This window comes from Mycobacterium sp., from assembly GCF_032159765.1.
GTDB lineage: Bacteria > Actinomycetota > Actinomycetes > Mycobacteriales > Mycobacteriaceae > Mycobacterium.
In genome coordinates this window covers 31,124-44,165 of the sequence record NZ_JAVHWM010000186.1, presented here as the reverse complement: position 1 = coordinate 44,165, position 13,042 = coordinate 31,124, and the positions used below count along the sequence as shown (strand labels likewise).

The window sequence follows — 13,042 nt, the reverse complement described above, 5'->3', positions numbered from 1 at the left end:
GGGCGCTCAGCCCGCGGTGAGCGCTCGCGGCAGGAGGCTACTCGGCGTCGGCGAGGCGGTGCTTGAAGGCGTCGAACTCGTCCTTGATGCCGGTGGGCAGCTTCTCGCCGACGAACTCGAACCACTCCTCGATCTGGGGCAGCTCTTCGCGCCACTCCTCGGCGTTGACAGCCAGCGCGGCGTCGACATCATCGGCGTCGACATCGAGCCCGTCGAGATCCAGGTCTTGCGCAGTGGGGACAATGCCGATCGGCGTGGACTGGCCGTTGGCTGTGCCCTCAATCCGCTCGATGGCCCACTTGAGCACGCGGCTGTTCTCGCCGAAGCCTGGCCACAGGAACCGGCCGTCGGCGCCACGGCGGAACCAGTTCACGAAGAAGATTTTCGGCATCTTGGACTCGTCGGAGTTCTTGCCGATGTCGATCCAATGCTGGAAGTAATCGCCGACGTTGTAACCCAGGAACGGCAGCATGGCCATCGGGTCGCGGCGCACCGCACCGACCTTGCCCTCGGCCGCTGCGGTCTGCTCGGAACCCATTGTCGCGCCAATGAATACCCCGTGCTGCCAGTCGTTGGCCTGCGTCACCAGCGGAACCGTCGTCTTGCGGCGCGCGCCGAACAGGATCGCCGAAATCGGCACGCCCTGGGGATCGTCCCACTCCGGTGCCAGTGTCGGGCACTGCGACATCGGTGTGCAGTACCGCGAATTGGGATGTGCGGCTTTACTTTCCGACTCGGGCGTCCAGTCGTTGCCCTTCCAATCGATGAGGTGCTGCGGGTCGCCTTCCAGGCCCTCCCACCACACGTCACCGTCGTCGGTCAGCGCGACGTTGGTGAACACCGTGTTGCCGGCGTCGATGGTCTTCATCGCGTTCGGGTTGGACTTCCAGTTGGTGCCGGGAGCGACACCGAAGAACCCGAACTCCGGGTTGACGGCGTACAGCCTGCCGTCCTTGCCGAACCGCATCCACGCGATGTCGTCGCCGACGGTCTCGGCACGCCAGCCCGGAACCGTCGGCTGGATCATCGCGAGGTTGGTCTTGCCGCACGCCGACGGGAACGCCGCCGCGATGTAGTACGCCTTGTTCTCAGGCGAGATCAGCTTGAGGATCAGCATGTGCTCGGCGAGCCAGCCCTCGTCGTGGGCCATCGCCGACGCGATGCGCAGCGAGTAGCACTTCTTGCCGAGCAGCGCGTTGCCGCCGTAGCCGGAGCCGTAGCTCCAGATCTCCCGGGTCTCGGGGAAGTGAGTGATGTACTTCGTGTCGTTGCACGGCCACGCGACGTCCTTCTGACCGGGCTCCAGCGGCGCGCCGACCGAGTGCAGGCACTTGACGAAGAACCCGTCGTCGCCCATCTTGTCCAGCGCCGCCTTACCCATCCGGGTCATCGTGCGCATCGACACGACGACGTACGCGGAGTCGGTGATCTCGACGCCGAGCTTCGGGTCCTCCGCGCCCAGCGGGCCCATGCAGAACGGCACCACGTACATCGTGCGACCACGCATACAGCCGCGGTAGAGGTCCGTCATCGTCGACCGCATCTCGGCGGGGTCCATCCAGTTGTTGGTCGGGCCCGCGTCGATCTCGCGCTCGCTGCAGATGTATGTCCGCGACTCAACCCGCGCGACGTCGGACGGATCAGAGTTCGCCGCGTAGGAGTTGTGCTTGCGCTCCTCGTTGAGCTTGATGAAGGTCCCGCCGTCGAGAAGTTCCTGCGTCAGCCGCGCGCACTCCTCGTCGGAGCCGTCGGTGAACTCCACGCGGTCCGGCTCGGTGAGCTCTGCGACTTCCCTTACCCAGGCCAGCAGCCCCTCGTGATTCGTCGGTGCGTTCTCGAGACCGGGAATAGTCGCTGCGGTCATGCCATGTCTCCTACGTCACGTGATTACGTCAGGTCGCAGGCCGCACAACCCAATCACGGGCGGCGGCGGTCGTCCCCTGAACTAGAGGTTAACGTCCCACCAGCGCGATTGGGTAACCGGGCGGGAGCGTAATTACTCACAAGACCGATTCAGTTACCCCGCGTTTGGTCCAATTCGGCGTGCACCGCGTCGAGCGCGCGCTGCAAAGCGGGAAGCTCGCGATCCCGCACTGCCGTTGCCTGAGCGGCGGCGACCGCGTGCTCGCGCAGTTCGGCATCAATCGCGGCAACGCGGTCAGAAACCTCGTTTCCCGCCGCATCGTCCAATCTCGCCTGCTCAGCCGTCAACGAAGACTCCGCGTGCAGCATTCGGGTGGTCACGTGCTGCTCGACGACGGCGCGAAGCTCGGTGGTCAGATCGCCGACCCACTTGTCGATCACCGCCCGATCCCGCAGGGCCCGCCGCATGCCAATCACCCAGACCGCCACCCCGACGCCGATCGCCGCGCCGACGATCAGCCCGACGACGGTGTACGCGCGGGCCACATCGGCGAACACTCGGCTCAGCGTCAGCGCGATGCCGAGGCCGAAGACCGCGCCGAGCACCAACATCAGCCGGGCCTCAAGACCGCCGCTGACATTCACCGGCGGTCGCCCCACGGCGGGAGTGTCCGGCAGCTGCTCACCCTGCGGGCAGGTGAGACCGAACTCGGTTGCCAGGTCGCCGACTTCTTTGTCGACGCCCGTATCGATCTCCTGCACGACGTCCGCAAGGCGCTTGGCGACGTACAGCTCGAACTCGGGCAGCCGTCGGCGGCTCATTTTCGCCGCGTCGTCGCCAAGCTCGCTGCGCACCGAGGCGCACCGCTTGCGCGCGAAGTACGCGAGTTGCACCTTCGCCTGCTGAATTCGGCTGCGCAGTGCGATCGTCCGCTCCGACTTGTCCAGGCGGCGCTCCCGCAGAGCATCGCTTCGCTGTTGGCGCAGCGACGCGATCCGGGCTTCCCGCCCGAGGCCGGTCGCCGCGTCCTCGTGCTTGCGCAGCGTGCGCCGGAGTCGAGTTTGCCACGCGCGCAGGCGGTTTCGCCGCGACAGGTCATCTCCGGCCCACTGTTTCTGCAGCGCGTCTGCCAATTCGTCCACGATCGGCTCGCCGGATTCAGGCGCCCCGGCGACACCCGCCCACACCATCTCGGCGTACCGGGGATTGTGGGCGGCAACCGCTGCGCGGTCGGCGGCGAGCACATCACGCCAATCGCGATGGATGTCGATTTTGGTGACGACGCCGATCACCAGGTCCGTGCTGGCCGCCGCGGAGTCAAGCAGCAGGATGTCCGACGCCGTGACGGGCGCGACCGCGGATGTGACGAACACCACCGCCGCAGGCGCCTCACCCTCCTCCAGCTGGCTCGCCTCGACGAAAGTCACGTCGGGCAGCCGCTTTTGCACCGCCTGGAGCAGGCTCGTCGCGCCGGCCAGCCAGGGACCGGTCACCAAAACGACCTCACGAGTCTGCACTCCGGGGCTCGCCGAGAGGTCAGGCTGCAGCGCCGTCACCAGCGCGTCGACGGCGCCCGGGTCGTCATCGCTGCTTTCTGCTCTTCGCGCAAGCGGCTCATCGCTGCTTTCTGCTCTTCGCGCAAGCGGCTCATCGCTGCTTTCTGCTCTTCGCGCAAGCGGCTCATCGCTGCTTTCTGCTCTTCGCGCAAGCGGCTCATCGCTGCTCATCTGCCACCGAGACCACTTGCGAACGCCAGCAGCCGCATCGACCCTCGGACGATGTCGTCTCCACACGCCCGGTGCAGATCGTTCACCGGCCCGCTGCGGTAGCTCTGCCACACCGAAGCGCGGCACAGGTGTGACGCGGCATCGTCGCGGGGATCAACGGTCATGCCTGCAGCTTCCACCACGTCGACCGCCGCTGCCATGCGGGCGAGCACCGTGTCGTCGCCGCGCAGGAAGGCCTCGATCCGCGGCGCGATCCCCTCACGGTCCGTCGCCGCAGCAGCGCGCAGCGCATCCACGGTGGCACGCACGCGGCGATAGCCGGCCTCGGCGAACATGGGCCCCAGGGCAGCCAGCGCGCCGTCCACGCCGCTGTGGCGCCGCAGCAGCCGCTGCACACGGGCGGCATCCGCGCCTGGCGATGCCCGCAGGGCCAGCAGTCCGATCGTGATCCCCGAGAGGTCCAGCTCATTGAGCAGCCGAGCCCGCGTCTCTTCGGCCAGGCGATGCGCGGTCGAGGCGAAGGCGTCGATGGTGCCCAGCTCGACCGGCACAGCGGCCAGAGTGCGCAATGCCGCCACCACGGGCTCGTCAACGCGCGCGACTGCCAGGTGGGCGGCCATTGGCACCGTCGGCATCCCCGTCAAGGCTTGGTAGCGGGCGCAGCGCGGCCGGGCGCTCACCACTGGGCCGCCGCCGCGCAGGCCGGCACGAAGACCCAATAGATCAACCTTGTTCAACACCACCAGCGTGGGCCGCGCCGACGCTGACGCGGCGATCGCGACACGATCCTCGGGTTTGACGACCTCCGCCACGACATGCACATCCGCGTCGCCCTCTTCGCCCACCACGACGCCGGCGGAGGCAAGCGCACGAGCCACCGCGACCCGGCCGACGCCGCGACGGCCGTGGACGGCCACTGTCAGCGGGCGTCCCGCGCCTTGCACTGCGGCGTCGACGCCCCGGTGTGCCATCTCGTCGGCGAATCGTGCGACCCGGCCGACGAAGATCGCGTGCCCCCTGCCGTGTGTCATGTCCCCCGCCCAAAGACTCGCAGTCACTTACAAGTAAAGACACTGACGACGGCACGCCGCGACGCAAATTCCCGACGCACCAGGCGCCGACCCATCATGATCGAGCGATGAAGTGGAGTGGATGATCGCCGACAGTTCCGGGGCGCCGTGCCCGTCGTATCCGGGAGTCCAGGTCTGGCCGCCCGAGACCACAACACCCTTCGGGCTGCCGATCGGGATCGACTACTCGTGCAACTTTCAGGTGCATCCGGTGATGGAGCCCGACATCACACCGCTACCCGTCATCCTGCCGACTGAGTAGCGCCGGTATGCCGCTTCCAAGGGCAGGTAAGGCAACTGTTGGATATCAATCTGCACCACATGAAGAGACCACCGGGGTTCATAGGCCACCATTGACGGATGCAGACGCGCGGTAACGGGCTGTCCCCTGCCGGGCAGCCGCCGCAGTTGATGCACCGCAGGGTGACGAGCTTCCGGTCCCGCCGATCAACCCTCACCGACTCACAGCAACGAACCTGGGCACGTTTGTGGCCCGACCTGGGCAGCGACGTCGGGACGGACGCCGTCGACGCGCGGGCGTGGTTTGGCCGTTCGGCGCCTGTTGTTCTCGAAATCGGTTGTGGCACAGGGATTTCCACTGCTGAGATGGCCATCCGCGAACCCGACGTCGATGTGGTGGCCGTCGAGGTCTACCGGCGCGGACTAGCCCAGCTGCTTGGGGCGATCGACCGTGAAGGCATCGACAACATCCGGCTGATCCGCGCCGACGGGCTCGACGTGCTCGAGCACGGTTTCGGCGCCCAGTCGCTGACCGGTGTCCGGGTGTTCTTCCCCGATCCCTGGCCCAAGGCACGACACCACAAGCGCAGGTTCATCCAACCCACGACCGTCGCGTTGATCGCCGACCGGCTGATTCCCGGCGGCGTGCTGCATGTCGCCACGGACCACCCGGACTACGCCGAACACATTGCTCAGGTCGGGGACGGTGAACCCGCGCTGAAACGGGTAGACCCTCACGCGTCAGTGCCGATCTCGGTACGACGGCCGGTGACCAAGTACGAGTCCAAGGCACAGCAGGCCGGAAGTGCCGTCGCGGAGCTGCTATGGACGAGGACGATGTCGGGGAGGAGGACAACGTTGTGAGCGTCGCGGAAGAGATTGCGATCACAACCAGTGAAACTGACGCGCCGGTGACGTACCGCCGCGTGCTGTTGGTCTGGGACGCCCCGAACCTCGACATGGGGCTGGGGTCGATCCTCGGCGGCAGGCCCACCGCCGCGTACCGCCCGCGGTTCGATGCGCTCGGGCGCTGGCTGCTGTCCCGGACGGCAGAACTCGCGGCCGACGGCACCGACGTCTCGCTGGAACCCGAGGCCACCGTGTTCACCAACATCGCTCCTGGCAGCGCGGACGTGGTCCGGCCGTGGGTGGAAGCGCTGCGCAACGTGGGGTTCGCGGTCTTTGCCAAACCGAAGGTCGACGACGACAGCGACGTCGACGCCGACATGTTGAATCACATCGCGCTAAGGCATCGGCAGGGACTGGCCGGTGTGCTGGTCGCTTCGGCGGACGGGCAAGCGTTCCGCTTGCCGCTCGAGGAGATCGCCCGTGCAGGTGTCGTCGTTCAGATTCTTGGATTTCGCGAACATGCGAGCTGGGCGTTAGCCTCGGATAGCTTGGAGTTCGTCGACCTGGAAGACATTCCCGGTGTATTCCGAGAGCCCTTGCCGCGGGTCGGCCTCGATTCGCTGCCGGAGCAGGGAGCATGGCTGCAGCCGTTCCGGCCGCTGTCGTCGCTGCTCACCGCGCGCGTATAGACGGACGAGGCAGAGTGCGCCACAGACCGAGAGAAGCATAGGAGCCTAGGGTGTTCGCCTGGTGGGGCCGAATGGTTTACCGCTACCGGATCATCGTGATCGGTGTGATGGTGGCGCTCTGCGTCGGCGGCGGCATCTACAGCATGGACTTGGGCAGCCACCTGACCCAGAGCGGGTTCTACGACGACACCAGCCAGTCCGTCGCGGCGTCGAAGCTCGGCGACGATGTCTACGGCCGGGACAGAACCAGCCATATCGTGGGCCTGCTGACCGCGCCGGACGGCAAGCGTGTCGACGACCCGCGATGGGCGAAAACCATTGCCGACGAGCTCGACAAGGTCGCCGCCGATCACAAAGACGAGATCTCGAAGTGGTACGGCTACTTCCGGCAGCCCAACGATGCGGCATTCCAGCAGCAGTTCGCGACCTCTGACCACAAGCAGGCCTTCGTCTACATCACCCTCAAGGGCGATAACGACGACTCCATCCTGAAGAACTACCAAAAGGTCAAACCCGACCTGCAGAAGGTCGATGACGGCAAGATCCAGCTCGCAGGCCTCAACCCGCTTGCCGACGAACTGACCGGCACGATCGGCAAAGACCAGCAGCGGGCCGAGGTCCTTGCCCTGCCGCTCGTCGCGGTGGTGCTGTTCTTCGTGTTCGGCGGCGTGATCGCCGCTACCCTGCCCGTCCTCGTCGGCGGCCTGGCGATCCTCGGCGCGCTTGGCATCCTGCGGTTTATCGCGATGTTCGGGCCCGTGCACTTCTTTGCCCAGCCGGTGGTGACGCTGATCGGCCTCGGTATTGCGATCGACTACGGCCTTTTCATCGTGAGCCGCTTCCGGGAGGAGATCGCGGAGGGCTACGACACCGAGGCCGCCATCCGAAGAACCGTGATGACGTCGGGCCGAACAATCGTCTTCTCTGCCGTGATCATCGTGGCAGCATCAGCTGGCCTGCTGCTTTTCCCGCAGGGGTTCCTCAAATCCATCACATACGCGGTGATGGCGTCCGTGATGCTGTCGGCGATCTTGTCGATCACGGTGTTGCCCGCCATCCTGGCGCTTCTCGGACGTCGCGTCGACGCGCTCGGTGTCCGAACCTTGTTGCGGGTGCCGTTCTTCCGCAATTGGAAGCCGATGAATTGGTGGCTGAACTTCCTCGCGGACAAGACCCAGAAGACGAAGACGCGCGAAGAAGTCGAGAACGGCTTCTGGGGCAAGCTCGTCAATCACGTGATGAAGCGGCCGATCCTCTTCGCCGCCCCGATCATCCTGCTGATGATCGTTCTGATCGTTCCGCTGGGTCATCTGGCGCTCGGCGGCATCAGCGAGAGATACCTGCCGCCCGCCAATTCGGCGCGCGCAGCACAAGAGGACTTCGACGCCGCGTTCCCCGACAAGCGGACCGAAAAACTCACGCTCGTGCTGAAGAACGCGACGCCGGATCAGCAGGCCGACATCAAGATCAAAGCCGCGCAGATTCCCGGCTTCGCGAAGCCTGAGTGGGTCGAGCGCAGCGTTGCACCCAACGTCGACGACCCGGACAGTCAGACCAACCAGGCCTACAAAGACGGCGACAGTCCGTGCAAGCACGAGGATCAACCGTGCGTGCTGGAGAACGTCCTGACGAAGGGCGTCGACGCGTCGACGAAGATCGACGAGCTGCGAGCCATCCAGCCGCCCCGGGGGGTGACGCTCTGGGTCGGCGGGACGCCGGCGCTTGAGCAAGATTCCATCCACAGCCTGTTCGACAAATTGCCACTGATGGTTGTCATCCTCATCACAACGACGACGATCCTGATGTTCCTGGCCTTCGGGTCGCTGGTGCTGCCGATCAAGGCGGCGGTGATGAGCGCGCTCACGCTGGGCTCCACGATGGGCGTGCTGACGTGGATCTTCGTGGAGGGCCATGGCGAGAAGCTGTTGAATTTCAGCGCGACGCCGCTGATGGCACCCATGATCGGGCTGATCATCGCGGTGGTGTACGGCCTGTCGACCGACTACGAAGTGTTCCTGGTGTCCCGCATGATCGAAGCCCGCGAACGCGGCATGTCGACCGCGGAGTCCATCCGGATCGGTACCGCGACAACGGGTCGGCTGATCACCGCCGCCGCCCTGATTCTGGTGGTTGTGGCAGGCGCGTTCGCGTTCTCCGACCTGGTGATGCTGAAGTACCTGGCGTTCGGCCTGATCACGGCGCTGATCCTGGACGCCACGGTCATCCGGATGTTCCTGGTGCCCGCGATCATGAAGCTGCTCGGCGACGACTGCTGGTGGGCGCCGCGCTGGATGCGCCGGATTCAGAACCGCATCGGCCTGGGTGAGATCCATCTGCCCGACGAGCGCAAGCGCCCCGCGGTGCGTGAGCCCCAGGGCGCTCTCGTCGGTGTCGGCGCCCCGGCGGCGCCCCCGACGCCACGGCGTCCGCGTGATCCCACGCATCCGGCGGTCGAGGGTGCAACGCGGCCCGGCGCTGGCCGCCCTGCGCCGCGGCCCACCACGCCTCCCCCTGCGCCGTCGGTGGCAGGCACCACACGGATGCCCCAGGCCGGGCAGCCCAGCTCAGCCGAGCCGCCGACCACACGGCTGTCGATCGCCGCGAAGAATGCGGCCAAGGCCGTCATCAACAACGCGACGGCCGCCACCCACCGGAATCAGCCGCCTGCGCCTGCCCGGACCGACCGCGAGATCGAGTCATGGCTGGGCGAGCTTCGAGGCACTCCCGGCCATCCACAGCCGCCGGCAGGCACCCCCCCGCCGCGCGACGAGAGCGCCGAGCCGACGACCGCCCTACCGGTGCAACGGCAGGAACCGAGGCCGGCGAAGCGGCAGCCGAAGCCCAAGCCGCCACCCCCGCCCGCCGCGGACGCCGAATCCACCGAGAAGCTGCCTCGCCAGGGGCAGCCCTCAGCCGAGGACGAACCGCGCCGTGGCGGCGGTCTTAGCGCGCAGGACCTGCTGCGGCGAGAGGGCAGGCTGTAGCCTCCCCGCTAATCGGGCGCAGCGCTGATGTGGTCGGGCTCGGCCGTTATCCCCACCGGTTCGTCAAAGTCGGGCTTTTCGCCTGGCTTTCCGACGTCCTCGTCCAACAGCACGCGCACGGCGCTGTTGAGGAACGCGATCGTCGGTACCGCCAGCAGCGCACCGACGACTCCGGCCAGCACAGCCCCCGTGGAGATGCCCAGCACCACTGCCAGCGGATGGATCGAGACGGCCCGGCCCATCAGGATGGGCTGAAGCACGTGGGCCTCCAGCTGTTGCACGGCGATGATCACCCCGAGCGTGATCAGCGCATAGACCCAGCCCTTGGCGATCAACGCCACAATGACGGCGATGAACCCGGTGAGCACGGCGCCGATGAGCGGGATGAATGCGCCGAGGAACACCAGGGACGCCAGCGGCAGCCACAGCGGTATACCCATGATCGCCAGGCCCGTGCCGATGCCGGCGGCGTCGACAAGCGCGACGAGGAACGTGGCGCGGACGTAGCCGATCAGCGATCCGAACCCCGCGGTGCCCGCCTCGCGAACTTTCTCGCGCACGTTGGCCGGGAAGATCCGGGTGCAGAACTCAAAGATGTTGCGACCGCCGTAGAGGAAGAAGATCAGCGTGAACAGCACCACGAACGCGCCGGTGAGCAACTCGGTCACCGTGCTTGCGGTGGAGAGCGCACCGGAGGTCAACCGGTCCTGGTTCCTGTTCAGGGTGTCGATCGCCGTCTGACTGAGGTTGTCGATCTGCTTTTGATTGAGGTGAAACGGTCGGCCGGTCAACAGGTCTTGCAGCTTGCGGATGCTGGCATTGACCTGAACGATGAGATCAGGCAGGCCCTTGATGAACTGACTGACGACGAACGTGAGAATCCCGCCGACCAAGGAGAATCCCAGCAGCAGAAGCAGGGCGACCGCCGGCCCGCGTGGCACGCCCTTCGCGTTGAGCCAATCGACTCCCGGCTCCAACAGCGCCGTGAACATCAGCGCGAGTGCCACTGGCACGATGATCAATTCGAGCTCTTTGAAAACCCAGAAGAACGCGTAGACCACGGTGCCGATCAGGATCAGCCGCCACGACCAGGCCGCCGTTTTGCGCACCAACGGCGGGACTGCGGCGTCTTCGGGTGCTGGCATGCCCCGTAGCGTAACGGGAGCGCCCCGTGCTAGATGGGCCAAACAGCTCTGCGTCGTGGGTCACATTTCGGTGCGACGCGCCGCCGCCGCGAGCCGCGCGGCGCGGCTGGTTAACCTGTAGCACGTGTCGCAGGACGTGCCGGTGAGTGACGCCTTGCGCGGAGCCGGCCAGTCGCCCGGAAAGTTCTGGTGGCTGCGATGGGTGATCCTCGCAGTCGCGGCGACGGTGCTGCTCGTCGAGATCGTGCTGGCATGGCACCAACTGGCGCAGGCGTGGCGCAGCCTCTACACCGCGAAGTGGTACTGGGTGCTCGCTGCGATCGGTGCGGCGATGGCCTCGATTCACAGCTTCGCGCACATCCAGCGCACACTGCTGCGGTCGGCCGGCGTCACCGTCACGCAGTGGCGGTCAGAGACCACGTTCTACGCGGGCAACGCGCTCAGCACCACCCTGCCGGGCGGCCCCGTGCTGTCAGCGACCTTCACCTATCGTCAGCAGCGGCTGTGGGGCGCATCGCCGGTCGTCGCGTCCTGGCAGCTCGTGATGTCGGGGGTCTTGCAGATCGTCGGTCTGGCGCTGCTGGGCTTAGGCGCCGCGTTTCTGTTGGGCGCCAGGAACAATCCGTTCTCGCTGATCTTCACAATCGGCGGTTTCGTGGCACTGCTGCTGCTCGCCCAGGCGGTGGCCAGCCGGCCCGAGCTCATCGACGGGATCGGGGTGAAGGTGCTGTCGTGGGTGAACTCGCTGCGCGGCAAGCCCTTTGACACCGGGCTAGAGAAATGGAGAAGAACGCTCGACCAGCTGGAGTCGGTCAGCCCGAGCCGGCGCGTACTGAGCGTGGCGTTCGGCTGGTCCATGTTCAACTGGGTCGCCGACGTGGCGTGCTTGCTGTTCGCCGCCTACGCGGCAGGCGGTCACCCGTCACTGGCCGGTTTGACGGTCGCCTACGCCGCGGCCCGCGCTGTCGGATCGATCCCGCTGATGCCTGGCGGACTCCTCGTCGTCGAGGCGGTCCTGGTGCCCGGCTTGGTCACCAGCGGCATGGCTCTGTCGGACGCGATCTCGGCGATGCTGATCTACCGCTTGGTCAGCTGGCTCTTCATCGCGGCCATCGGCTGGGTGATCTTCCTCTTCCTCTTCCGCACAGACCACGACACCGACCCCGCGCCGTTCGACGACGCCGACAACGTGACGGATAGCACCAACCACGACGACCAATGACGAGGAACGGAGATTCCGCATGCACCATCGCTTTTCCGCACTCGCGGTGAGCGTGGTTCTCGCAGTTGCCTCGTGCGGCACGGAAACCCGGTCGCCATCCTCGGCACGAGAGACGATCACCATCACCGAGACGCCAGCGCCGGCGGCCGATCAGCCGGCGGGCCCGACTGCGCTCACTCCCGTCACGGGCTCCGTCGTCGCCGCCCCGACACCCGTCGCCGCCACCGACGGCAAGACGCACCTCGCCTATGAATTGATCCTCACCAACACACTGGCGCAGGAAGTGACCCTGATGTCGCTGGGGGCGATTGCCGGCGATAAGCCGCTACTGACTCTCACCGGCCCCGGATTGGCAAGCAGGACAAGGCTTGTGGGCAACCCCGCACCCACCACCGCGATCGGCCCGGCGCAAACCGCACTGGTATGGCTGGACGTGACGGTCGACGACGCCGCGGGTGTACCGACTGACCTCAGGCACGTCGTCGGGATCTCGGTGCCGCAACCGCAACCCCCGATTATCGACGCCGCGATGACGGAGACGATCGCGCCGGTGAAAGTCGACAACCGCAAGCCGGTGACGATTTCACCTCCGCTGCACGGAGACGACTGGGTGGCGGGTGACGGGTGCTGCGGGATGACCGGCCATCGCATGGCTGCCAATCCAGTCAACGGAGCATTCTGGTTCGCCGAAAGGTATGCCATCGACTACGTCCAGCTCACCGCTGACGCCCGGATGTTCACCGGCGAGCGGACTGACCTTGCCAGCTACCCGTACTACGGCGCGGATGTGGTCGCGGTTGCCGACGGACCCGTGGTGGCCGTGGTGGACGGACTGCCCGAACAGGTGCCCGGTGCGAATCCGCAAGGGCTGCAGCTAGATCAGTATGCCGGCAATCGCGTGATCCAGGACATCGGTGGTGGCAACTACGCGATGTACGCCCACCTGAAGACCGGCACCGTCAAACCGAAGATCGGCGACAAGCTGACGACCGGCCAAACACTGGGCGCACTCGGCAACAGCGGCAACAGCGATGCGCCACATCTGCACTTTCAGTTGATGAGTGCCGCAGATCCCCTGCGCTCCAATGGATTACCGTTCGTGTTCGACAAGTTCCGGCTCGACGGACGGCTGACCTCCGTCGACACGCTCACCGACACCGGCGGCCCGGCAGAATTCCAGCACGGCGTCACCGCACAGGACGAGACCTACCGGATGCCGCTCGTCTTGGACGTGATGAACTACCCGGCGTGA

General features: G+C 66.3%; 10 protein-coding genes. 6 read left to right on the top strand and 4 right to left on the bottom strand.

Annotation, left to right across the window (positions count from 1 at the left end; genetic code table 11):
• Positions 1 to 37 precede the first annotated feature (37 nt).
• The 3 genes from QOH60_RS24355 to QOH60_RS24345 all read right to left on the bottom strand — a co-directional run bounded on the left by QOH60_RS24355 (position 38) and on the right by QOH60_RS24345 (position 4,622).
• Positions 38 to 1,864, bottom strand: a complete 1,827-nt coding sequence (locus QOH60_RS24355; protein ID WP_526424446.1) for a phosphoenolpyruvate carboxykinase (GTP) — start codon at positions 1,862 to 1,864, stop codon at positions 38 to 40.
• A 149-nt stretch (positions 1,865 to 2,013) separates the two neighbouring features.
• Complete coding sequence (locus QOH60_RS24350) at positions 2,014 to 3,591, bottom strand: hypothetical protein (protein WP_526424445.1); 1,578 nt, start codon at positions 3,589 to 3,591, stop codon at positions 2,014 to 2,016.
• Positions 3,588 to 4,622 (bottom strand): hypothetical protein, encoded by a 1,035-nt coding sequence (locus tag QOH60_RS24345; protein WP_526424444.1) that lies wholly within the window; start codon positions 4,620 to 4,622, stop codon positions 3,588 to 3,590. The genes QOH60_RS24350 and QOH60_RS24345 overlap by 4 nt, the downstream gene beginning before the upstream one ends.
• Before the next feature lie 121 nt (positions 4,623 to 4,743).
• Between QOH60_RS24345 and QOH60_RS24340 the strand changes: the two genes are divergently transcribed.
• From QOH60_RS24340 to mmpL3, 4 genes are all read left to right on the top strand, one after another.
• Positions 4,744 to 4,923 carry a hypothetical protein gene (locus QOH60_RS24340; protein ID WP_526424443.1) on the top strand — a complete coding sequence of 60 codons (180 nt, stop codon included), beginning with the start codon at positions 4,744 to 4,746 and terminating at the stop codon, positions 4,921 to 4,923.
• Positions 4,924 to 5,021: 98 nt separating this feature from the next.
• Positions 5,022 to 5,765 carry a tRNA (guanosine(46)-N7)-methyltransferase TrmB gene (gene trmB, locus QOH60_RS24335; RefSeq protein WP_526424442.1) on the top strand — a complete coding sequence of 248 codons (744 nt, stop codon included), beginning with the start codon at positions 5,022 to 5,024 and terminating at the stop codon, positions 5,763 to 5,765.
• Positions 5,726 to 6,439, top strand: a complete 714-nt coding sequence (locus tag QOH60_RS24330) for an NYN domain-containing protein (RefSeq protein ID WP_526424441.1) — start codon at positions 5,726 to 5,728, stop codon at positions 6,437 to 6,439. The genes trmB and QOH60_RS24330 overlap by 40 nt, the downstream gene beginning before the upstream one ends.
• Before the next feature lie 50 nt (positions 6,440 to 6,489).
• The gene (gene mmpL3, locus QOH60_RS24325; RefSeq protein WP_526424440.1) at positions 6,490 to 9,423 is read left to right on the top strand and encodes a trehalose monomycolate exporter MmpL3; all 2,934 of its coding nucleotides are present in this window, start codon (positions 6,490 to 6,492) and stop codon (positions 9,421 to 9,423) included.
• Between the two features lie 8 nt (positions 9,424 to 9,431).
• Here the strand turns inward: mmpL3 and QOH60_RS24320 are convergent, their stop codons facing one another.
• Entirely contained in the window at positions 9,432 to 10,568 is a 1,137-nt protein-coding gene (locus tag QOH60_RS24320) for an AI-2E family transporter (RefSeq protein ID WP_526424439.1), read from the bottom strand.
• Positions 10,569 to 10,692: 124 nt separating this feature from the next.
• Here QOH60_RS24320 and QOH60_RS24315 point away from each other — a divergent pair, with 124 nt between their 5' ends.
• The gene (locus QOH60_RS24315; protein WP_526424438.1) at positions 10,693 to 11,790 is read left to right on the top strand and encodes a lysylphosphatidylglycerol synthase transmembrane domain-containing protein; all 1,098 of its coding nucleotides are present in this window, start codon (positions 10,693 to 10,695) and stop codon (positions 11,788 to 11,790) included.
• Positions 11,791 to 11,809: 19 nt separating this feature from the next.
• Positions 11,810 to 13,042: a M23 family metallopeptidase gene (locus tag QOH60_RS24310; RefSeq protein WP_526424437.1), complete on the top strand. Its 1,233-nt coding sequence runs from the start codon at positions 11,810 to 11,812 to the stop codon at positions 13,040 to 13,042.

What these genes read in the sequence shown, in the direction of transcription:
- QOH60_RS24355 (WP_526424446.1), bottom strand. Translation starts at nt 1,864, where the DNA reads ATGACCGCAGCGACTATTCCCGGTCTCGAGAACGCACCGACGAATCAC.
- QOH60_RS24350 (WP_526424445.1), bottom strand. Translation starts at nt 3,591, where the DNA reads ATGAGCAGCGATGAGCCGCTTGCGCGAAGAGCAGAAAGCAGCGATGAG.
- QOH60_RS24345 (WP_526424444.1), bottom strand. Translation starts at nt 4,622, where the DNA reads ATGACACACGGCAGGGGGCACGCGATCTTCGTCGGCCGGGTCGCACGA.
- QOH60_RS24340 (WP_526424443.1), top strand. Translation starts at nt 4,744, where the DNA reads ATGATCGCCGACAGTTCCGGGGCGCCGTGCCCGTCGTATCCGGGAGTC.
- trmB (WP_526424442.1), top strand. Translation starts at nt 5,022, where the DNA reads ATGCAGACGCGCGGTAACGGGCTGTCCCCTGCCGGGCAGCCGCCGCAG.
- QOH60_RS24330 (WP_526424441.1), top strand. Translation starts at nt 5,726, where the DNA reads ATGGACGAGGACGATGTCGGGGAGGAGGACAACGTTGTGAGCGTCGCG.
- QOH60_RS24320 (WP_526424439.1), bottom strand. Translation starts at nt 10,568, where the DNA reads ATGCCAGCACCCGAAGACGCCGCAGTCCCGCCGTTGGTGCGCAAAACG.
- QOH60_RS24310 (WP_526424437.1), top strand. Translation starts at nt 11,810, where the DNA reads ATGCACCATCGCTTTTCCGCACTCGCGGTGAGCGTGGTTCTCGCAGTT.